The organism is Enterococcus sp. AZ167, assembly GCF_051714025.1.
Lineage (GTDB): Bacteria > Bacillota > Bacilli > Lactobacillales > Enterococcaceae > Enterococcus_D > Enterococcus_D casseliflavus.
On the sequence record NZ_JBIORB010000001.1, the window covers coordinates 1640054 to 1661308 of the forward strand.

24 protein-coding genes and 4 pseudogenes are annotated in these 21255 nt (G+C 37.3%); 6 read left to right on the forward strand and 22 right to left on the reverse strand.

Features of this window, described 5'->3' with window-relative positions; all coding sequences use genetic code 11:
• Positions 1–85 precede the first annotated feature (85 nt).
• A complete protein-coding gene (locus IGJ05_RS07650) occupies positions 86–415 on the forward strand; it encodes a hypothetical protein (protein WP_142425322.1) in 330 nt (109 codons plus the stop codon).
• A 401-nt stretch (positions 416–816) separates the two neighbouring features.
• Here the strand turns inward: IGJ05_RS07650 and IGJ05_RS07655 are convergent, their stop codons facing one another.
• The 7 genes and pseudogenes from IGJ05_RS07655 to IGJ05_RS07685 all read right to left on the reverse strand — a co-directional run.
• A complete protein-coding gene (locus IGJ05_RS07655) occupies positions 817–960 on the reverse strand; it encodes a putative holin-like toxin (RefSeq protein ID WP_221928441.1) in 144 nt (47 codons plus the stop codon).
• A 345-nt stretch (positions 961–1305) separates the two neighbouring features.
• The gene (locus IGJ05_RS07660) at positions 1306–1665 is read right to left on the reverse strand and encodes a transcriptional regulator (protein ID WP_236596215.1); all 360 of its coding nucleotides are present in this window, start codon (positions 1663–1665) and stop codon (positions 1306–1308) included.
• Between the two features lie 186 nt (positions 1666–1851).
• The gene (locus IGJ05_RS07665) at positions 1852–2277 is read right to left on the reverse strand and encodes a hypothetical protein (protein ID WP_086293244.1); all 426 of its coding nucleotides are present in this window, start codon (positions 2275–2277) and stop codon (positions 1852–1854) included.
• 282 nt (positions 2278–2559) lie between these two features.
• Positions 2560–2703 (reverse strand): hypothetical protein, encoded by a 144-nt coding sequence (locus IGJ05_RS07670; RefSeq protein WP_242596012.1) that lies wholly within the window; start codon positions 2701–2703, stop codon positions 2560–2562.
• 105 nt (positions 2704–2808) lie between these two features.
• Positions 2809–3486, reverse strand: coding sequence for a relaxase MobL (mobL, locus tag IGJ05_RS07675; RefSeq protein ID WP_266166955.1), 678 nt, complete (start codon positions 3484–3486; stop codon positions 2809–2811).
• Positions 3487–3740: 254 nt separating this feature from the next.
• A complete protein-coding gene (locus IGJ05_RS07680; protein ID WP_170924071.1) occupies positions 3741–4178 on the reverse strand; it encodes a hypothetical protein in 438 nt (145 codons plus the stop codon).
• A gap of 126 nt (positions 4179–4304) precedes the next feature.
• A pseudogene (locus IGJ05_RS07685) lies at positions 4305–4599 on the reverse strand (IS110 family transposase); the annotation flags it as partial.
• 272 nt (positions 4600–4871) lie between these two features.
• On the opposite strand from IGJ05_RS07685, the gene IGJ05_RS07690 reads away from it, so the two are divergent.
• The 4 genes from IGJ05_RS07690 (at position 4872) to IGJ05_RS07705 (ending at position 7777) form a co-directional block, all read left to right on the forward strand.
• Positions 4872–5066: a hypothetical protein gene (locus tag IGJ05_RS07690; protein WP_154694254.1), complete on the forward strand. Its 195-nt coding sequence runs from the start codon at positions 4872–4874 to the stop codon at positions 5064–5066.
• A gap of 400 nt (positions 5067–5466) precedes the next feature.
• A complete protein-coding gene (locus IGJ05_RS07695) occupies positions 5467–6087 on the forward strand; it encodes a CadD family cadmium resistance transporter (protein ID WP_438725144.1) in 621 nt (206 codons plus the stop codon).
• Between the two features lie 113 nt (positions 6088–6200).
• Positions 6201–7391 carry a MobV family relaxase gene (mobV, locus tag IGJ05_RS07700; RefSeq protein ID WP_154694252.1) on the forward strand — a complete coding sequence of 397 codons (1191 nt, stop codon included), beginning with the start codon at positions 6201–6203 and terminating at the stop codon, positions 7389–7391.
• Positions 7349–7777, forward strand: coding sequence for a replication protein (locus IGJ05_RS07705; RefSeq protein ID WP_206902100.1), 429 nt, complete (start codon positions 7349–7351; stop codon positions 7775–7777). The genes mobV and IGJ05_RS07705 overlap by 43 nt, the downstream gene beginning before the upstream one ends.
• A 110-nt stretch (positions 7778–7887) precedes the next feature.
• Here the strand turns inward: IGJ05_RS07705 and IGJ05_RS07710 are convergent, their stop codons facing one another.
• Together IGJ05_RS07710 and IGJ05_RS07715 are read right to left on the reverse strand one after the other, a co-directional pair.
• Positions 7888–8580, reverse strand: coding sequence for a Crp/Fnr family transcriptional regulator (locus tag IGJ05_RS07710; protein ID WP_005225225.1), 693 nt, complete (start codon positions 8578–8580; stop codon positions 7888–7890).
• Positions 8581–8596: 16 nt separating this feature from the next.
• Positions 8597–8827: pseudogene (locus IGJ05_RS07715) on the reverse strand (ferritin-like domain-containing protein); the annotation flags it as partial.
• A gap of 74 nt (positions 8828–8901) precedes the next feature.
• Here IGJ05_RS07715 and IGJ05_RS07720 point away from each other — a divergent pair.
• On the forward strand, positions 8902–9582 hold the full coding sequence (locus tag IGJ05_RS07720; protein WP_002389568.1) for an IS6 family transposase: 681 nt from the start codon (positions 8902–8904) through the stop codon (positions 9580–9582).
• 18 nt (positions 9583–9600) lie between these two features.
• On the opposite strand, the gene IGJ05_RS07725 is transcribed toward IGJ05_RS07720, so the two are convergent.
• The 13 genes and pseudogenes from IGJ05_RS07725 to IGJ05_RS07785 all read right to left on the reverse strand — a co-directional run bounded on the left by IGJ05_RS07725 (position 9601) and on the right by IGJ05_RS07785 (position 21132).
• A complete protein-coding gene (locus IGJ05_RS07725) occupies positions 9601–11484 on the reverse strand; it encodes a heavy metal translocating P-type ATPase (RefSeq protein ID WP_081132257.1) in 1884 nt (627 codons plus the stop codon).
• 319 nt (positions 11485–11803) lie between these two features.
• Positions 11804–12037 carry a heavy-metal-associated domain-containing protein gene (locus tag IGJ05_RS07730; RefSeq protein WP_003125439.1) on the reverse strand — a complete coding sequence of 78 codons (234 nt, stop codon included), beginning with the start codon at positions 12035–12037 and terminating at the stop codon, positions 11804–11806.
• Between the two features lie 146 nt (positions 12038–12183).
• The gene (gene lgt, locus IGJ05_RS07735) at positions 12184–13038 is read right to left on the reverse strand and encodes a prolipoprotein diacylglyceryl transferase (RefSeq protein ID WP_438725145.1); all 855 of its coding nucleotides are present in this window, start codon (positions 13036–13038) and stop codon (positions 12184–12186) included.
• Positions 13023–13361: a hypothetical protein gene (locus IGJ05_RS07740; RefSeq protein WP_081116777.1), complete on the reverse strand. Its 339-nt coding sequence runs from the start codon at positions 13359–13361 to the stop codon at positions 13023–13025. The genes lgt and IGJ05_RS07740 overlap by 16 nt, the downstream gene beginning before the upstream one ends.
• A 228-nt stretch (positions 13362–13589) precedes the next feature.
• On the reverse strand, positions 13590–14294 hold the full coding sequence (locus IGJ05_RS07745; RefSeq protein WP_003125436.1) for a Crp/Fnr family transcriptional regulator: 705 nt from the start codon (positions 14292–14294) through the stop codon (positions 13590–13592).
• A 144-nt stretch (positions 14295–14438) separates the two neighbouring features.
• Positions 14439–15011, reverse strand: coding sequence for a Dps family protein (locus tag IGJ05_RS07750; protein WP_002292150.1), 573 nt, complete (start codon positions 15009–15011; stop codon positions 14439–14441).
• Between the two features lie 534 nt (positions 15012–15545).
• Positions 15546–15752 (reverse strand): annotated as a pseudogene (locus tag IGJ05_RS07755) (IS256 family transposase); the annotation flags it as partial.
• Positions 15753–15927: 175 nt separating this feature from the next.
• Positions 15928–16692, reverse strand: coding sequence for an ABC transporter permease (locus IGJ05_RS07760; protein WP_002318452.1), 765 nt, complete (start codon positions 16690–16692; stop codon positions 15928–15930).
• A complete protein-coding gene (locus IGJ05_RS07765) occupies positions 16689–17342 on the reverse strand; it encodes an ABC transporter ATP-binding protein (protein WP_002307505.1) in 654 nt (217 codons plus the stop codon). Before IGJ05_RS07765 ends, IGJ05_RS07760 begins: the two co-directional genes overlap by 4 nt.
• 83 nt (positions 17343–17425) lie before the next feature.
• Entirely contained in the window at positions 17426–17848 is a 423-nt protein-coding gene (locus IGJ05_RS07770; protein ID WP_002307506.1) for a cupin domain-containing protein, read from the reverse strand.
• A gap of 406 nt (positions 17849–18254) precedes the next feature.
• Positions 18255–19417 (reverse strand): IS3 family transposase gene (locus IGJ05_RS07775; RefSeq protein ID WP_438725142.1). Its coding sequence is split into 2 segments (ribosomal slippage): positions 18255–19141 and positions 19141–19417, totalling 1164 coding nucleotides; the frame shifts between segments, so codons are not numbered across the junction.
• 573 nt (positions 19418–19990) lie between these two features.
• Positions 19991–20332 (reverse strand): annotated as a pseudogene (locus IGJ05_RS07780) (DNA topoisomerase); the annotation flags it as partial.
• Positions 20333–20538: 206 nt separating this feature from the next.
• Entirely contained in the window at positions 20539–21132 is a 594-nt protein-coding gene (locus tag IGJ05_RS07785) for an HD domain-containing protein (protein WP_060792975.1), read from the reverse strand.
• Positions 21133–21255 lie beyond the last annotated feature (123 nt).

Genomic DNA, 21255 nt, shown 5'->3' on the forward strand with positions numbered 1-21255 from the left:
TATAAAATGTTTTAATCTCATGATATTGTAACCCCTTTCTCAAATTTAAATTTAGTTTTATACTATAAAAAAAGGGGATTAAACTATGTCGAAAATATGTTTTACGCTAACTTCAAATTCTGGTATAGGAACAACTACAATATTCGCTACTCACGCTAGACGTAATATAGATGATTTATTAGCTTATTTTTCTGAATATTATAATGTAACAGCAGATTACCCAGAAGATAAAGATACTGTCGATATACTTGTTATCCCAGATTCCTTTGTAGCATTCATTAATAAACGCAATCTACCTGTTATTAAGGTACCTACAATTTTATTTTTAGAGAGGGACTTTGAGAAAATCAAGTTTTATATTGATAACTATTTTTTGGAAACTTCAAAAAACAAAATTCAGGTAGACAAAATATAATTCATTATTTAACAGTAGCTCTATTCAATGTCTCAGAATTTTTCATTGTTCACTCAGTTTCTTCATGCGTATGAAAGGTATTTCAAGTACCTGATGGATTTAGAATACCGAGGAAATAGTTTGTTAAATTACGAAACAATGGTGGTACTTAGGCCTTTTTTTAAGAAAGAAAAGCGATCTTTTTTGCCCTCTACGTTCCAGCCGTTTCCACCACTTAGGAGGGCAAAAAAAATAGACGTGCAAGGCACATCTGTAGAGCAAAAGGTTGATATTTCACTGAAATCTTGCTATACTAACTATGTAAAGAGGAGTTGCGCTAACAACTCCCCTACAGCACCGTTTAAGACGGTGGCAGTACTATTATTTAAACGAAAATAACCGTGACCTGCTAAAGTAGACGGTTATTTTTTTTTGTCATTTTTCACTGCTGTTAGGATGCCAAAGATGATCGTTGCGATTAAAGAACCGAAACTAATCATTAGCCCTAATGCTTCAGCTACAGACAAAAAGCTTCTCCTTTCTAAAGAGTGAACACTTACTTTCATAAGCATCACCACCTTCCAAAAGATAGCCACCGTCACAAACTTTACTGTACTCATATTATACCATAACCCACGCTGAAAACCTATATTTATCAAGGTTTTTAGCGTTTTTTATCAACATTATTTAAGCCAATAAGCTTGTTCCTTCAGTCGCTCCAGCCACCACCACCGCTCCTTCAGAAACCGTGTTGTGGACACAACCCGAAGTGATCAATAGAAAAAAGTACCAGCATCAGGCAGAGATCTCTTGTTCTTTTAAAGCTAAAATAGACAAAGCATTCGCAAACTGCAGTAAGCTGGATTGAGAATCATCGACGATCACATTTTTCTGATAATGGATCCGATCGCTCACATGATTGATAATCCGTAGACAAAACGCATCAAAAAAATCTTTCGTCTCCGATCGGTGATTTCTGGTTTATATGGATGGCTAGTGGCCGTCAGACCCAAAGAAAATAAATGGTGAAAATAAAGAAACTCTTGTTTGAACTGCTGATTTTCTTGAACAAAGCTAGAGTGTTTGATTTCTGGTATATCTTGGTCTAAGAGCGAATACGTAGAATGGATCGGCGGCATCCTCGTCAATCCCATCCTTTCTCTTGAAACAAGATAACTAGAGAGCATCGATCCGATCTCTCTTTTGGTTTTATCCCAATCAATCACCTTTTTTTCAGGTAATTCAAATTGGTGAACATCAAATAATCGCACGTTTTTCCTCTTTTCATATTAAAGTAGTCACTGTTGTATGAGTATGGTTTACTCATACAGGCTTTGGCTAAGACGAAGGTGTAGCTTATACTATTGTCATTTGTTTTTTAGACACGAAAAAGCCCACGAGAGAATCATCGTGGGCTTTTTATAGATTAACTTATATCAGAGAATCAAACTCTAATATTAGTTAGAAATAAATAATGCACCTGAATAAGTTGCAATGTAAGAATTTCCACTTTTTTTAGATGATTGGAAAGTCAAAGTTCCTCTGTACCAAGCATTATATTTATATTCACTATATTTTGTACTTGATGGAAAATTTGTATTGCTGAAGGTCATTGTAATTGTTTTGTTATACGATCTGATTGGGACAACAGCTGCGGCTATAAAACTAGAATCGTTATTGTTACTTTTTTCTGGTTCGATTGAAATCCCTTCTAAAGAACCTAAATACCCCTTTTCAAATTCTAAATACTGTTCATCGTTCACTTCTACTTTTGCACTATTACCATTTATCTCTGCGCTATCAGTAACCGTAGAAGCATTTGCCTCATGTGAAAATACCATAAAAGATCCTAACGCAAGTAACATAACCATCAATTTTTTCATGCAATTAACTCCTTCTTATAAATATTTTTACATTTTAAAAATACCATGAAGAATTTTTTTAATCAACAAATCTATTTTGAACGATCCAACAATCATTATTTATTCTTCAACACTTAGAAATTGACTAGCTATTACCAAAATAGTAAGCTAAAGCTATGTTGATTATATGAGGTTAAAAAATCCAATAAGTGCACCTTTTATTTTCAACTCTCTCAGTGCCAACGTTACCAAACGTTGGCACTTTTTTGAGTTTTATTTCTGCAATCATTGGCTTTTGTATAATTAAAAAGGTAAATCATCATTTGACACATCAATTGCCGAACTGCTTTGTGCAAATGGATCCGTTTCTTGTTTTGGTAGCGGCGGCGGTGTTGGTTTGTTTTTTTCAGCTGTTTCGTTGGATTCATTCGCACGCTGCTCAGACACATCTTTAGTTCTTCTTGTCTATGATAAAATTTATTAAACAGTTTGAAAGTAAAAACTATTCAAAGAAAGTGGGCGATAACAATGGGATTTTGGTATTTTTTAACGTTAGCTGTCGGTATAACTTACGTGAAAGTGACCCGTGTTGTAATGGATTTCGCCGACACTGATTGTTGATCCATTTAATTTTTCTTTCTCATAAAGGACGTTCATCATTTTTCTACCGGCCATGATTAACGGTTCCCTTTTTAATTCATTTGAATATGGATTGTAAATGCCTGCTTCAATCAATGCTTTTGTATCGAAAGACACCACATCTTGAAACAATACAGATTCATTTTTGTTCGCTCGATCGAATAATTCTTTGTATTGTTCAACTTCTTGTTGCGTCAAATCATCATTGTTGAAATCAAACATCCCTGTATTCAGCGACCATATTTTTTCTTGCGTTTCTTTTTGCATGATCTCAATTTGCGCTTTTGATAAAGTCGAATAATCAGCGAGACGTTTGTTGATCTCACCTAATGATACTCTTTCTTCAGCTGTCAATTTTAATTGAGCGAGTAACGCATTTTTTCGATCCATATAATCCAAATAACCTTCAAATGATTGACTAGGATCGTCATTCTTATTCGTTAGGTCATTGATCATTTTATTTTGAAGAATCTGATTGATCACTTCGTTTCGAGTGACTTTCTTTCCTGTATTAAAGGTTTGTTTCTTAGCTCGCTGTTCGAGGTACGCAACCAATGGCTCGTTTTCAATTATTAAAGTAAATCTTGGCATGAGAAAACCTCCAGCTATTTAATCATTATGAATCTTGTGAGTGCCTAAAAGAGTTAGAACAATGAAAGAGCATAAGGTAGATACCCCCACCTTCTAGTTAGAAGGTGGAAAATAGGCTGTGCCTATTGGGTTTTAAGAGATTTCAAAGTGATATCATTGAGGCTTTTTTAGTGAAACCCAGATACCACTACCGATGGCACCTAGGTGGCACTTTTTACAAAAAGTACCACCTAGGTGCCATCATCAACCCTCAATTATTTTGGTAAATATTGGGAAACAATATCATTAAAATCACGTTCTTTTTTGACATCTTCTTGAACAGATTTGACCTTTTTCTTTTCTTCTTTCTTTGATTCGTCCTTCCTATTTTTGAAGCGATAGTTCTTATTTCGAACAACTTTCTTACTCATTGTGACTGCTTCTTGATAAACATCAGAAGAAAAAAGTTCTTGTATTTTGGTATGATCTTGCTCCAATTTTGCATTGGTCATAATCTCTAATAATGACAAAGAATCCAATACTTTTTTTTCGAAATTTATTTCTTTTCTCACCCGATTAAGTAATTCAAGCAGCGCATATCGAATCATCGGACTGTCTTTAATATCCTCGTCAACGGGCAGATAGGTTTTTAATTCTTTCAAAGCATCTTCATGTTCCGTGTCTAAAAATACCGGAATTCGTTTCTTTGACATGCTATCTCACACACCTTTTTTTAGTTCGTCAATTTTCGATTCAATCAACTGAATCGTCTTTTCGATATCAGAAATTTTGGTTTGATTTTCCAATCGTTCAATTTGACCGATTTCAACGATTAATTAAGTGGAGTACACCTTTCCAATACCTGGAACACCGGGCAAATATTGATATTCTCGAATGCCGACAAATAATTGCTTGATTGCTTTTCCAAGTCTTTGATGTTCTTTTCAAGCGCACGAATTTCACGTACAAGAACACTTAGAACGACATTGATGGATTCTTGTGCAAGTCTACCTAAACGATAACTCATGGTAAATGCACGTTGAATGATTTGGCAATTTTTTCTGGATCTTTAAAGCAACCTTTTCCTTCTTCTTGTAGTAAGTCACAGAACGCCTCTAAGGCTTCTTTAGCTATAGTCGCAGCATCCGCAATATTTCCATAGTTAATGCAATTCCTTTTACGGTATCTTCACCCATGACAACCATTCTAAAAATTTTCGCTAACTCGTCCATTCCAGCTGGAAAAGAATCCCAAAAATCAATATCATAATTACAATTTTTAATGATTTGTATTCAAAAATCAGATGAATGGTTTGACGTGGCAATTAATAATAATACTTTAGCAATCAACAAGATGATTGACGGTATGTGGTTAAAGAAGAAAAATAGCTAGGAGATTTTTGAGAGATGACTGGTAAATTTAAAGATGAATTATTAACTGTTGTTGCAGATAATGATTTAAAAAATATTATTCAGTTAAGAAGATACTTTGAAAATCATAGTGATGAATTTACGTTCAAAAATATCACTCGTTTTCATCAAACCATTAATAATAATGTCGATGTTTTTGGTCTATATTTTGGGGGTAATCTTCAAAATTAAATGCACTTAAATATAAAAGCCCCCTGACGAAAGTCGAAGGGGGTTTTTATTTTGGTTTGAGGTTTGCATACCTACCGAAAAGGTAGAGTAGCAAAACGTCAAACAGGTATCAGCTAAATGCACCATAAGGGTGCGCTGATACTCGGCTCAAAAGAGCCGACAGAGCCGTCTGCAAGACCCCTCGGAGAGCCCACACTTTACCTTGTAAAGTATAGTGGGTTATACTTTACAAGGAAGTAGTCACCGAATTCCAGTTAGAAATTACTTTGTAACTACGTTTTGAGGAGGAGTAAAATGCTTTCCTACGTTCGACATTACCCATTAGCGATAGCTAAATTAATGTGTCTGTGCTCTCCTAAAATCTGCTGATTTATTACTGACTAATACAGGAGGTTTTTTTATGGGACAGACAATCATATCTGCTATTGGTGTTTATATTTCCACCAGTATCGATTATTTAATTATTTTAATTATTTTATTTGCACAGCTATCACAGAATAAACAGAAATGGCATATTTATGCGGGGCAATATCTAGGAACTGGCTTACTTGTAGGGGCGAGTTTAGTTGCTGCTTATGTCGTCAATTTCGTGCCTGAAGCATGGATGGTTGGATTGCTTGGTTTAATCCCTATCTATTTAGGGATTCGCTTTGCAATTGTTGGAGAAGGTGAGGAAGAAGAAGAGGAAGAAATTATTGAAAGATTAGAACAAAGCAAGGCAAATCAACTGTTTTGGACAGTCACATTGCTGACAATTGCGTCTGGCGGAGATAATTTAGGTATCTATATACCTTATTTTGCTTCGTTAGATTGGTCACAGACCCTCGTGGCGTTGCTTGTGTTTGCAATCGGCATAATTATCTTTTGCGAGCTTAGTCGGGTGCTATCTACTATTCCGTTAATATCCGAGACAATTGAAAAATACGAGCGAATCATTGTGCCCTTAGTATTCATTCCACTTGGACTATACATCATGTATGAAAGTGGCACGATTGAGACTTTTCTGAACTTTATTTTATAGATAAAAAAGCCCCTTAAATGGGGCTTTTCTTATATTTTTTTGAATCCTAACCTCAAACCTCAGATACGTTTTTTTACCGCTAATTCGCCAAACCAAAGAATGGAGGACTTATGATGAGTTATTTAGTCGCAAGAATGCAAAAGATGAAAGCTGGAAATTTAGTCGGAATGGGTAATCATAATCAACGGTTAACTGACAATCATTCAAACAAAGATATTGATACGGAACGCTCGTATTTGAATTATGATTTGGTCAATCGCACAGACAATTACAAAACGGATATTCAGCAATTTATTAACGATAACAAATCAAGTAGTCATGCCGTCAGAAAAGATGCTATATTAATAAACGAATGGATCATAACTTCTGACAACCAATTTTTTAAAGATAAAGACGATAAAGAAATTAAAGATTTTTTCGAACAGGCGAAAGATTACTTCGCTGAAAAATTTGGCGATAATAATATTCGTTACGCTCAAGTTCACTTGGACGAAACGACACCTCATATGCACTTAGGGATTGTGCCATTTAACGCTGAACATAAGCTATCTGCAAAGACAGTCTTTAATCGACAAGCCTTTCAGGCGGTACAAGACGAGTTGCCAACGTACTTGCAAGAGCGAGGGTTTAACCTTGAACGTGGCGAAAAAGGGTCAGAGCGTAAAAATTTAACTGTGTCTGAATATAAAAAGGCGAAAGACGAATTGAAAGAGATGACTACCACGCTGGAACAGCGGAAGTCAGAAGTTTTAGCGTTATCGAACGATAAAACACCAACAATCAAGAAAGAGAGTTTAGATTTAAAAGACGAAATGAAAACGGTCAAAGTACCAAGTGGCGAAACCATTGATATTGGTAAGTTGCGACATGAATTTATGAAAAATGAAGAACGTAAAACAGGAAATGTGATTATTCCTAAAGATAAATTAAATGCTTTAATACAAGGCTATGAAGATTTATATAGCTCAAATGAGCGATTAAAGAAATATGTGGAAACTGATTTACCTAAAGAAATCACTAAAGTTAAAGGGAAATATAGCGAATTAGTGAAAGAATACAATGATTTAGTGCGTAAGAGTAATCGGAATATTGAAACAATTGAAGATTTAGAAAAAGAGAATAAGTCGCTTAAAAACGAAATTAAGGGCATTTACAGAGGTTTTACGGCTTTCTTTGAGAAATCTAAGAGTGTAACGGCTGAACAGATAAAAACGCTAGTAGAAGGTGTTGTCAGTGAAGTGAAAGAGTTTGGGCATTTATTGTGTATCCAGAGAGTGCGCCAAAAAATTGGCGAGAGATTTTAGACGAAACGCATATGCGTTGGATTGAAAGTCCCTTGCATGATAAAGATTTCAATCCTGATGGAACGATCAAAAAACCGCATTGGCATGTAATGTTATCGGCTGATGGGCCGATTACGTTAAAAGCAGTTGAGAAAATTATTGAACCTTTGAATGTGCCTGCACCACAAAAAGTTGGTTCAGGACGTGGAATGATTAGATATTTTATTCATTTGGATAATCCTGAAAAATATCAATATTCACGTGATGAAATAGTTGGTCATGGTGGTGCTGATGTTGAAAGTTATTTTGAATTAACGAAAACAAATAAAATAAGTGTGATGAAAGATATTGCCACTTATATTTACGAAAATGAGATTGATAATTATGCTGACTTTCTAGGCTTCTAAAACAAAACTACACCAAGAAAGGATATCACCATGGATCATTGTACTAAAAAATTGGGTTCTATGATAAATAGTGTTGGTGACCAATACTATTTGACACAGAACCATTTAACTTAACTTGATGCAAATAATAACTTATCTAAATCAAATATCTCAACATATTTTTGAGTATGCTGTTTAATTAAACCTCTCTCTTCCAATGATGAGAACTTACGACTTATTGTTTCTGGGGTTGTACCCAAGTACGAGGCTAGATCTTTTTTCGACATTGGTAAAGTCACATAAGTATGGTTTTCTTCATCTTCAACGTATTCTGATAGAAAATCAATAATACGAGACTCTACTTGCTCCATACCAACCTGCATCGTTTGCTTTTCTGATACCTGTAAACGTTTCGTAACATCTGATAGTATTCTTCTCATAATTTCTGGGTAAGCGCCTAAATAGTCATCCATATCCTTTTTATGAATTCTACATATGCTCACTTCTGATATTGCTTCAGCATAATTAGAATGGTAACTTTCAGTTTGAAAAATAGCCACTTCTCCCATAAAATCACCAGGATTTAATATGCGTACAGTTTGTTCACGACCAGATTCATTTAAGTTATAAACACGTACACGCCCATTATTTATAATATAAAGTGTGTCATCTTTATCACCATTTCCAAATAACAACGCATTCTTTGCATAATGTACTTCTTGCGCTGATTGCGCAATTAAACTCATTTGTTCTTCATTTAGGTGATTAAAAATCGGAACTAAACGTATACAATCTATATGACTATGGTGGTGATGGTGTGCCATACAGCTTTCCTCCTAATTAATCGTTATCTATATAGTCATCATCTTCTAACGCATCCTTGTTAACAAAGGCTTGAAGTTGCCAAATATTTATATCTAAGTAATCTTTATAACTAATTAGTAAATCTTCTAATGCATCATCTGCTTCTTCTTGTGCTAAACGCATTGCACGAACGGTAAATTCACGATTAGTCCTAAAATCTTCTACTAACTGTATGACCATTTCTTCAGCAGAATAATATTTTTCGGTTCTGTTGCAAAGTTTCCCCTCAGATCCATTATAGGGTAAACTGAGTTTAATAGGAACTAGGAGGAGTAACGAAGATGAACCATTTTAAAGGCAAACAATTTCAGAAAGATGTGATTATTGTCGCTGTAGGCTACTATCTTCGGTACAACCTGAGTTATCGTGACGTCCAAGAAATTCTGTACAACCGTGGTATTAACGTGTCTCACACCACTGTCTATCGTTGGGTACAGGAATATGGGAAACTACTTTACAACATTTGGAAGAGGAAAAACAAACAGTCCATTTATTCGTGGAAAATGGACGAGACCTATATTAAAATCAAAGGAAAATGGCATTATCTTTATCGCGCCATTGATGCAGATGGTCTCACTCTGGATATATGGTTACGGAAAAAGCGAGATACACAAGCAGCTTACGCCTTTCTCAAGAGATTAGTTAAACAGTTCGATGAACCAAGGGTTCTGGTGACCGATAAAGCTCCCTCTATTGCCAGTGCCTTCAAAAAATTACAGGCACACGGGTTTTACCAGCGAACAGAACATCGCACGGTGAAATATCTAAATAACCTCATTGAACAAGATCATCGTCCCATCAAGAGACGAAACAAATTTTATCGAAGCTTACGAACAGCCTCAACCACGATTAAAGGCATGGAAGCCATTCGAGGATTATATAAGAAGAACCGAAAAGAAGGCACTCTCTTCGGGTTTTCAGTCTGCACGGAAATGAAGATATTATTAGGAATACCTGCATAAACTATAGCTAGTGTTAGACTAGTATTGTTCATTTTGGAACTTTGCAACAGAACCTTTCAACTTATACTTCATTAATCTCATGCCATTGAAAATTACCACCAAGATACTACCTTCATGAACCAACATTCCGATAGACATATTCATCCATTCGCTGAAGAAGACGCTGGTCAACAAGACCAACACTACTCCAATTGAAATCACGATATTTTGTTTCATATTATTTGCGGTGGCTTTTACTAATCCTAATGCGTGAGGCAAGTTGCTGAAGTTCGAGTTCATTAAAACGACATCGGATGTTTCAATCGCTACGTCCGTTCCGCTTCCCATTGCGATTCCAATGTCTGCTAAAGCTAAGGACGGACTATCGTTAACGCCATCTCCAACAAAGGCTACAATTTGACCACGTTGTTGAAGTTTTCCGATATAAGCCGATTTGTCTTCCGGCAACATGTGGCCGTGAGCTTCGGTCAAACCAAGTTCGCCGGCGACCACATCAACGGTTCCTTGGTTATCTCCTGAAAGAACGACTAGATTTTTCACGCCCAAGTCTTTTAATTCCTGCAAATTAGCTTTCACACCCGGACGGACTTGATCGCGAATGCCCATCAGTACTTTTAATTCACCGTCGACCGCTGTCAAAACGAGAGAGTTCCCTTGTTGTTCAAACCGTTTGACATCTTTTTGCACTTTTTTGCTGAGAGTGACATTTTCTTTTTCCATCAAGGCCACATTCCCAACAGCCACTCTATGTCCAGCTACACTTGAAACGATTCCGCCGCCTTTCACGACTTCAGTTCCTTCAACAGGATAAAAATTTGTTTCTCCAATTTGATTTAAGACCGCTTTTGCTAATGGATGATCTGATTCCCGTTCCACACTGGCCAGATAGCCAAGCGTTTCAGCAGAATCTTTTTCATACAGTTCAGTCGCTGCAACGGTTGGGTTTCCGACAGTTAAAGTACCTGTCTTATCAAATACAATTGTATCCACATTGCTGAAGTCTTGAATGACTTCACTCCCTTTTAAAAGAACACCGTTACGAGCACCATTCCCGATACCGGCAACGTTTGAGACAGGCACTCCGATAACTAATGCGCCTGGGCAACCAAGAACCAAGATGGTGATTGCTAACTCAATATTTTGACTGAACGCCCATACAACAATTGCCAGAACCAAGACAGCTGGTGTGTAGTATTTAGAAAAGCGATCAATGAACCGTTCCGCTTCGGATTTAGAATCTTGTGCTTCTTCCACGAGTTCAATAATTTTTCCAAATGTGGTGTCCTCACCAACTCGGTCAGCTCTGATTTGAATCGTTCCGTTTTCTAAAATGGTTCCTGCAAAAACTTCTGCATCAGCTAGCTTGTTGACCGGAACAGCTTCCCCTGTAATGCTAGCTTCATTGATATGCCCTTCGCCCGTAAGGACTGTGCCATCCACTGGAACTTTCGCACCCGTTTTAACGAGCAAGATATCCCCTTCATCTACATCATCCACTTCTACTTCTTCAAATTCGCCATTATCCATTTGTTTCAAGGCGCTTTCGGGTGCCATTTCAGTCAATTCTTTGATAGCAGATCGCGTTTGGTTCAATGTTCGTTGTTCCAAGTAGTGTCCGAATAAGAATAAGAACGTGACAATAGCCGATTCTTCATAATTTTGAATAAAAAGCGCACCAATCGCTGCAATACTGACTAAGACATCAATACTGATGACTTTGACTTTCATTGCTTGAAACGCTTGAATGGCAATTGGCGTAATCCCAAAGACAGAGGCGATGATCAAAGACCACTCTGAAAGTCCTACGTTTTCTAAAACAAAGTGACTGAAGAAACCGAGTGCGATTAACAATCCACTGATGACGGTGATAACATTTTTCTTGCTTAATATATATTGTTGCATGCTTTTTCCCTCCAAATTTAATTTCTCTTTTATTGATAAACACAGTATAAGATAATTGCCTAAGTAATTAATTGACTGACATCAAGTTTTGAAAAAATACGTGTCCCTTCTCACTATTTTTTTGATCTAACAGCCTCAATGACACTTATTCCTCTTTACAGTTATAACGATACCCTCTTTTTATCGAATAAAAATTTACGGCTATCAAGTTTAGAAAGTTCTCTTTTATCGTTTCTAAGCACCTCGAATCGGATTGCAACAAAAAAGCAATCCCGGAAAAATAGCTTTTCTTCCAGAATTGCCTAGTTCATTTAATCTGTTAAGCGGCCTTGACTTTTGCTTTAAGGACCGGATAGCCTACGTTTTCGATAGCTTTTTGAATCTCTTCAATCGAAGTGACAGCTGAATCAAAATTGGTTTTGACTTTGCTGGAGTTGAATAATACTTTAATGCTGTCTTTATCAATACCGTTAACTGATTTCAAGGCACCTTCAATTTTTTGCATACAACTTGGACAAGACAACGTTTCTAATTGCAATATAGCTTTTTCCATAATTCCTATCTCCTTTATGTGTTTTTATTTTATCCGCAGCAGATTAATGAACACTGCCTTTTCCTCTTTACAACTGTAGTATAGCTCACTTTTAGCAAACGAAAATTGACGCATATCAAGTTTTGCACTTCTTTTTATCTTTTTGCTCAATTCACCATCTTAATAGTCTTTTTCTGCCCCTTATTGCCATCAGAATAATAATAAATTGGTGGATAGTCTTGTCTGCGTATAAACCATACTACAATCGCGCCAATAAACAGGGCCAGAGACAAGGCTTGCGAAACGCGGATCCACTCGCCAATCCATAAATTGTCCGTTCGCATACCTTCAATGAAGAACCGACCCACTGAGTACCACAAAACGTAACTCAAAGCGACTTCTCCTTGACGCAAAAGCTGTTTTCGGTTCCGTATAGTGACGATGAGGACAAAGCCCAACAAACTCCACAATGACTCGTATAAAAAAGTCGGATGGTAGTAGGTACCATTGATATTCATTTGTTCAATGATAAATTCAGGTAAATAAAGATTTTCCAAGAATTGACGAGTAACCGGTCCACCATGAGCTTCCTGATTCATAAAATTGCCCCAACGCCCAATGGACTGGGCTAACAATACATTGGGCGCTAAAATATCAAGAACGAGTGCCAAAGAAGTACCTTTTTTCTTTGCATACCAATATAGCGTACCCCCTCCTGCAATCAATCCCCCATAAATCGCAATGCCGCCATTCCAAATCGCAAGGATTTGTCCTGGATTTTGCAGATAATAACCAAGTTCAAATAACACATAATAAAGCCGAGCGCCGAGGAGTCCAATCGGAATTGCCCATAAGGCCATATCGATAATGGTATCCTCTTCCAGTCCTTTTTTCTTTGCTTCCTTGGTGCTGAACTGGAGAGCCGCTAATATGCCCGCTGCAATAATGACTCCATACCAATGAATCACAACAGAACCAATCTCCACCGCATGGGGATTCAAAACGCCTAATACGAATTCCATTCTATTTGCTCCATTTCTTCAACTTTTCGCGTCATTCTAGTCATGGTGATGCTGAACAAGATTCCGGCTAAGCTCCATGGAAACCAAACAGTGAATACACTTTTATCTCCCTGGTCACTCGCTTCGTAATACGCCACTTTTCCGTGTCCGATTACGCCGGCTCCTTTTACAACTTCCTCTTCTTTTTCCATAGCTAACCTATCTGCCTCAACAACGTTAGACGTTTTTGCTTCGCCGCCAATCGTGTTCTTGGTGAAAGGGACGACAAAGAATGCACCCGCTGCTGACAACGTGATGGCAACTATCACCCAAAAATAATGCACATTCACCCCTACTTATTTTTACGTTTTGTTCGACAACCCTATCTTAAAGAAAAATAAAACAAAAAAACTTGAGGGTTATCATGTTTGTGCTTTTATTTTTCCAATGAATGAAGGTCGTTCTGTCTTAAAAAAGCCAAAAACGGACAGATGGAAGCAAAAGCACTGAGTTCTGTCCCGTTGTTAATGAAGAGCGACAGAACACCAATGTGTAGAAAAAAGTGTGTCCGATTATTCGCTGTAAAGCAATAAATCATCTAAATCCTGAATCTTGATCCTTTTCCCAGACAGCTGTTGAATCAATCCCTCGTCCTCCAATTCTCCAAATTTGCGACTGATGGTCTCAGGTGTCGTTCCTAAATAGGAAGCAATGTCCTTTTTTTCCATCGGCAGGGTGATGGTGGGAGAGTTGCCCATTTCAGGTTCCACATTTTCTGCCAAAAACAAAACTAAACGGGTAATGACACTCTCCAAGGCTACTTGTGTCGTTTGACGTTCTGAACTTTCTAACCGTTTAGACATTTCCGCCAATAGTTTTAAAGAAATAGCTGGGTATTGTTCCAGAAAATCTTGGACATCTTTTTGCTGAATCATACAGACAACGGTATCTCGGGTTGCTTCGGCATATTCCTCGTGTACTGCATCCGGGTTGAACAAGGTCCATTCTCCGGTGAAATCACCAGGGTTCAAGATCCGCACTAGCTGCTCTTTGCCAGAGTCTGCCAATCGATAAATACGGATTTTCCCACGATTGATAATATATAAAGTATCCTCTTTTTCTTGTGAACGAAACAGAAACTCTCCTTTTTGATACTGTTTCGTGTGGGCTTTTTCAGCAATGTAATTCATCGCGCTATCCTCTAAGTGATTGAATATTGGAACCAAGCGGATACAGGCTGCGTGGTCGCCAATTTCATGATGGGTATGTTTAGTCAATTCATTCTCCCCCTTTATTTATTTTGTTTATATTCGCTGCTTTTATTATATAAGTCTCTTACTACAAAAAAATTGATGCACATCAAGAAAATGGAAAAAGGACTGGAAAGAATTCCAATCCCTAAATCAGCTTCTACTTTTACCTTAATCTTCATCCTCATCAAGAGCGTCATCATCTTCTAATGCTTCTTTACCAATGAACGCTTGCAGCATCCAAATGTTCTTGTCTAAGTCATTTTTAAAAGCAATCAATGTATCTTCTAAAGCATCGTCACCCTCGTCTTGAGCTAAACGAATCGCGCGAATAGTTAGGTCACGAGTGCTTCTGAAGTCCTCGATAATATTTTCAACCATGTCTTCTGCTTTAGCGTATTTATTAACTGCATCTTCCGAAAGCATCGAATATTTTTCAAATTCAACCGTTGTCGAAGCAGGTTTATGCCCAGAAGTAATTAGACGCTCCGCAAGTTTGTCGAACCATTTTTCATTTTCGTTATACAACTCTTCAAATTTTTCATGCAACGTAAAGAAATTGGCTCCTTTTACATACCAGTGATATTGGTGCAGTTTCACATGTAATGTATGCATGTTGCCTAAAAGATGATCCGCAATGGCCGCTGCATTAATTTTCGTATGATGAACATGTTCCTTGTGTTCTTGTTCTTCTTGCAATCTTTCTTGGGGTGTTCTTTCTTGAGTAGCTTTATTTTCAGTCATGATTTATTCCTCCTATAATTTTGGTTTGTTTAAAATAGCTTTCTTTAATTCCTCCTTTTTCTTTACTGAATTTAGTATAGGATAGATTTCCGTTAAAAAAATTGACGCTCATCAAGAAAAGTATTTCTTAATAGACGCCAGGCTTCTCTATTAAATTCAACTGAAATAATCAAAGGAATGAAGTCGTTCCCTCCAAACAAAAATTTCATTAAAGTAGGGCCTAAAAAAAGAATAGCAACTATACTTTGTCAAGAGACCTGACTGCTATTTTTTTGCTTGTTATTCTTCAATTACCAAATGTCTTGCCTTGCAGTATATTTAATGCTCTTTCTCACTAGTGTTGCATGCAACACTAGTGAGAAAGAGTATTAATAAGATTAACCTAGAAGAATAACTTTACTTTATTTATGTCATACCATAAATAAAAATTGAAAAGAATTTTTTATTTATTTTTAGTAGATCGATTAATAGGAGTTTTAGCTTGGGAGCGTCAATAATTTTGTGTAAATGGTTCTTTCCTACTGTAGATTGTTTCTAATTCTCCATCGGTTGACTCAGCATTTGTTCGAGCTCGCCTTCGGCCTGTTGGAAACCTTTATGACTGCGACCTAGGAATTTTTGGTTGTGAGTATCAAAAGACGAGACTAAGAAACGTTCCATCGACTCTTCATTTTGGAACTGTTCCTTGCGGTGGCTGTATTTCTTGATTTGCTTATTAAAGGATTCAATCAATCCAGTTGCTGCACTATATAAAAAATTTCATCATAGTTTCGCCCTAGTCGTTCCAAAGATTCGATGACAAAAATATCCTTCTTCCTTAAAAAATGAAGTTCTTTTTGCAATTATTCTCGTGAGGTCTTCTTTTAACTACATAAAATTGTAACCACTGGTTTTAAGAGTAGTGTATCATCCCAAATCATATAATTAATTGACTGCGATTGTTATAAAACTCACGGTAAGCCATATAACTAGCAATAAACGAAGAAATCGCAGTAACTGAAATCAACATAAACATCACAACAATTTGGTAACGAATCGCTTGAACAGGATCAATTCCCGCAAAAATCAACCCTGACATCATACCTGGTAGGCTGACAAGTCCAACCGTTTTTGTTCGGTCAATAGAAGGAGCCATGCCCGTTTTGACGCTTTCTCTTACAATACTCATGGACGCTTGTTTTTTATTGGCTCCCAATGCCAATTTTTCCAATACCTGTTGGCGTTGGTCCGTAAATTTTGAATTCAAAGACCGATAGGTCACTCCAATCGCAGTCATGGCGTTGCTGGCAATCATGCCTGTAATTGGAACGATTTGGGAAGGGGACCAGTCAATGACTCCTGAAAAAACAAGAATGAGTAAGGACAAGGCTGTTCCTACTCCAATAGCCGTCGTTGAAATTTTAAAAGAGCGGTTGATCCCCTCACTGCGTGTATGGGCGTTATAAGAAGCGTTGAACACAATGAACAAAACCATCGCTAAAGTGAGAAAGTTGTTATCCACTCGTAATACGTAGCTCAATACATATCCAATAAGGAATAATTGAACGACAGCGCGAATTCCCGCAATAAAAATGTCGTTTCCTAATCCCAATTTCTCTTTGTAATCAATCAACAAGGCAACTATCAAGAGGACAGAGGATAAAAGCAAAGAAAGATTACTGATTTCCAAATTGTTTGTCATTTCGATTCCTCCATTTTTCCACCTTTGATAGTAATCAGACGAGAAGCTTGGTCGATTTCTTCCTGGTTGTGAGTGACGGCCAACACCGTAGTTTGTTGGTCTTTCATCATGTCTCGGACTAAATCAAGGACAATCGCTCTGTTTTCTTGGTCCAATGAACTGGTAACTTCATCCAGGAGCAACACTTTCGGTTGATACATCAAATTTCGGACCAATGCAACCCGTTGTTTTTCCCCTCCTGATAGTTCCTTGACCTCTTTCGATAAGTAAGTTTCAGGTATTTGAACTCGTTCTAACAATTTTTTTGCACGTTCCCGATCAAATCCTTCTTCTCTTATGCGGGCAGGAAAAGACAAGTTCTCTTGAACTGTCTCATCGAATAGAGAAGCGTTTTGAAAGAAATAAGAGACTTCTTTTCTATACTCCACAGGATCGATTTTTTGCAGATCCGTACCTCGATAATAAATTTTTCCGGAAGTTGGGGAAAGCAGCGTACCAATTAATTTCAAAAGGGTACTTTTTCCACTTCCAGAAGGACCAGAAAAAACAATCACTTCCCCTTTGTTTACTGTAAAAGAGATATCTTGAAGGATTTGGTTTCCGTTTGCCTGAAAACCAACCTTCTCTAATTGAAACAATGAATCACTCATACCACTTCTCTCCTTTATAAAAAAGCCCTGCACCAGTGGACCATCCATACGGGTGCAGGGCTTTTGTTTCATCCTAGTGTACCTCAGTGTTCGTTTGGATCGTTTTTGGCGTCTTCATGAGTAGGGTGAACCGTTCCTTCAAGGTGATCTGGACCAGCATAAATGGTATACAGTCTGAGCGGCTTATCACCGGTGTTTTCGATGTTGTGCCACATGTCCGCCGGAACAAATACGGCGTCATCATCCATCACTTTTTGTTGAACATGTAAGTTATCTTTAGAAGGCCCCATTTTACACACGCCTTCTCCTTCTTCAATACGGATAAATTGGTCAATGCCTTCGTGCACTTCCAAACCGATGTCATCGCCCGGTTGAATGGACATTACGGTGACTTGCAGTTTACTGCCTGTCCAAATGGTCGTCCGGTAATTATCATTTCCTGTGGTGGCGTCTTCAATATTAATGATATACGGCTTCTTCCCATGATCCTTGTAGTCTATTTCCATCTTCCATTCCTCCTAGTCTTTTTACTAAAACAATGATACCTACTTCTTATTTATAATAATTCTAATTAATGGTACCACATCTAAAATTCTATGCAAAAAATTGGCTTTTTGGAGAGCGATTCTAAACAAAGACCATATAACGCGCAATTACAATTGGTACCCCTTAATCCTCAGCACATAAAGGAAAAAATATGGAATCAAAAAATAACCGATATGTACTCTGGTTATGACTTGAATCAGGGAGAATTTCAGAGACGACACATCATACTTTTTTAGTTTGGAATGGCAACAGTTTTTTTGACAAATTTTATAAGGTGCAGAACTTCTTTCCGTATGCTATTCCGATTGTCCTTGACAATGAGCCTCCTCGGATGTGACGATCTTCGGCAGGAGCTAACAGTTAAAGTTAGACTGCCTCGCTAGCGTTAGCACATCCGAGCTCATTATCATGGATTCGCTGCGCCAATCTCTGGTTACGGTAACCAACCGGTGTCTCGTAGCCAAGTGTACCGTGCAACCGAAGGTGGTTCCACCAATTGACATAGTCAAATAACTCCAAATCCAATTGTTGTAAGGTTTCAAATGTGTATTGATAGACAAATTCTACTTTCAACGACTTATAAGTTGATTCAGCTACGGCATTATCAAAAGGACAGCCTTTATGACTCAATGATCGATTGATGTCAAAAGTTGTTAATAATTCATCAATAGCTTGGTTATCAAACTCTTTTCCACGATCAGTATGAAAAATCTCAACCTCTGTCAGAGGTTGTTTGATACGGCTAAATGCTTTTTTTACTAGAACGGCATCTTTATGTTCTCCACAAGAATAGCCGAGAATTTCTCGATTGAACAGATCCAAAATGAAACAGACATAATTCCATTTTTTCCCGACTCGTACATAAGTCAAATCTGTTACGATCGCTTCTAATGGGTTGTCTCTTAAGAATTTACGATTCAATACGTTTGTCGTTTTGGCTTCATTGCAAGTAGAATGATGTACTTTAAAATAAGCAACAGTATAGCTCGATTTTAATCCTCTATTTTTCATGATTCTACTAATTTTTCGTCGGCTGATCCGAATGCCTCGTTTTGATAAGGCTTTTTTTATTTTTCTTGAGCCGTAGGCCTTTCGGCTGCGGATAAATTCTTCAGCGACTACTTCTTCAAGTTCTGATTCGTCTTTCTTTGATTTTGATTGATAATAATAGGACTGACGTGATAGACCTAATATTCTGCACATCGCTGATATAGGGTAAAGATGCTTATTCGCATCGATTACTTGTCTCTTCGTCCGAATATCAGCGCTGCTTGCTTTAAAATATCATTTTCCATTTCTAATTGCTGGTTTCTTTTACGTAGTTCTAACAATTCTTTTTGTTCAGGCGTAAGATTATCTTTTTCTTTGAATGAACCACTCATTTTAGATTGCTTTACCCATTTGTCAAATGCTGAAGCCGTTAGTTCATATTCTCGAATGATTTCTACACGTGGCTTTCCAGCTAAGTAAAGATTGACGATTTGTTGCTTGAATTCTTGTGAAAAAGTTCTTCGTGTTCTCTTAGACATAAAAATTCCTCCTGGTATGTTTTCTTCTAGTCTACACACCTTAATTTTTCTGTCTAGTTAATTGTAGCCTATCCAGTTTGCACTTGTAAACTAACTAGCGTATATTAAGTTTATGCTCACTATCAAGCGTTGTCAATCCTTTAGACTCTTATCAATTTCGAAAGAAAGTAGCAAGGTTATTGATTGTGACTGTAAAAGTGGGGTGTTCCTATAAGCACATTAAACTATCTTCTCTAATTTATCATGCTATTTAAATTCTGTTTTTTCATGAGAATTTTTGTCCAAAACTTGTTAAAATGATTTTAAAAAATACTTACATACACAATCCCCAAAAAACACTAATGTCATTTCAGTCAAAAAAGATACCGCAGAAAATTTCCACCTGAGATTCAATACGATATTACTCTCTTGACAGCCAGCTTAATTCCTTAGTTGAATAGATTATTAAAGTGCACAAAAAAACAATGCGGCGTTTGTTATATTTTCTGGTATAAGCGACGGTGCTATAAACTTTTTTGCAGATTAAAAATCATATGAATTTAACTCCAGTAATAAGAGTTTAAGTGCCAATGCATGTTTGATTTCTTCGTTGCGTTGGTAAATCAAGAACAAAGTCGGGGTTTGGACGCGTCCAACGCTAAACACGCCTCTCATGCCGTTTTTCTGCATATAAAGCGTGTAAAGACGGGTGAGATTGATTCCTACCAGCCAATCAGCGATTTGTCGGGTTTCTGCTTCTTTGTAAGTGGAATAAAACGCCTGTCCGTCCTTCAGATTTTGAAATCCTTTTTTGATTTCGCTAGTTTCAAGCGAGTTGATCCATAAACGTTTAATGGTTTTCCGGCTATTTCCCGAAAGGTTGATAATCAAGCGGGCGATTGCTTCACCTTCTCGGTCGCTGTCGGTCGCAATCACGATTGTTTCCGCTTCATCTAAATGCTTTTTGACGATCTTGTATATATTGATGTAAGAATAGACACTGTTACGATAAAATACTTTGTAAAAATATACCCTACTTCCCCGATACTCATAACCATTCCTTCTCTTCTAGTACATTTGGTGTTCATTTTGATGATGCTCTTCTACTTCGGCTCATGTTTAGCAGCTTATTGATTTTTGCTTTATTGCTTCAGCCAACCTTTATTTACGGCATCATCTATAAGTTTTCTAACATAGTCCCAAACTTCTGGCATAATTTCTTTGATGACCTCGTTTCGTTTTAATTCGCGTTCAACATCAATGTTATTTTCTAACCAGGTATTCCCGTCACAGTAGTATATCTGCAAGACAGGCTGTAACCTATCGATTGCCGCTGCATATTTTGCTTCTACGGTTGCCATCTCCTCAAACTCTTCCCACAAATCCATAAATTCATCATATTGTTCTCTCGGTAATGTAGAAAATAAACTTGTAGCTGCTTCCCGTTCTCGCTGTACTTTATCCAGGTACCCAGCTTCATCATAACAATAGGTATCACCTGCTTCGATTTCTACCATATCATGAATAATTAACATTTTGAGTACTCGCAACAAATCCACTTGCCCTTCGGTTGCGACATGTTCTGCAAGCAATAGTGCACATAATGTCAAATGCCAGGTGTGCTCTGCATCATTTTCCCGTTGGTTTCTATCATAGATCAGTGTCGATTGTCTAAGGATGGCTTTAAGCTTGTCAGCTTCGACAATAAACTGGATCCTCTTTTCTATTGCATTCATCTGTGACCTCCAATTATTTGTTGAATGAATTTATATCAAAGGTACAGCTTTTTTCCACAATGCCTCCAAAGTTGCATAAAAAAACTGCAGCCTTTTCTTTTGGTAAAACAATTACTCCTGCAC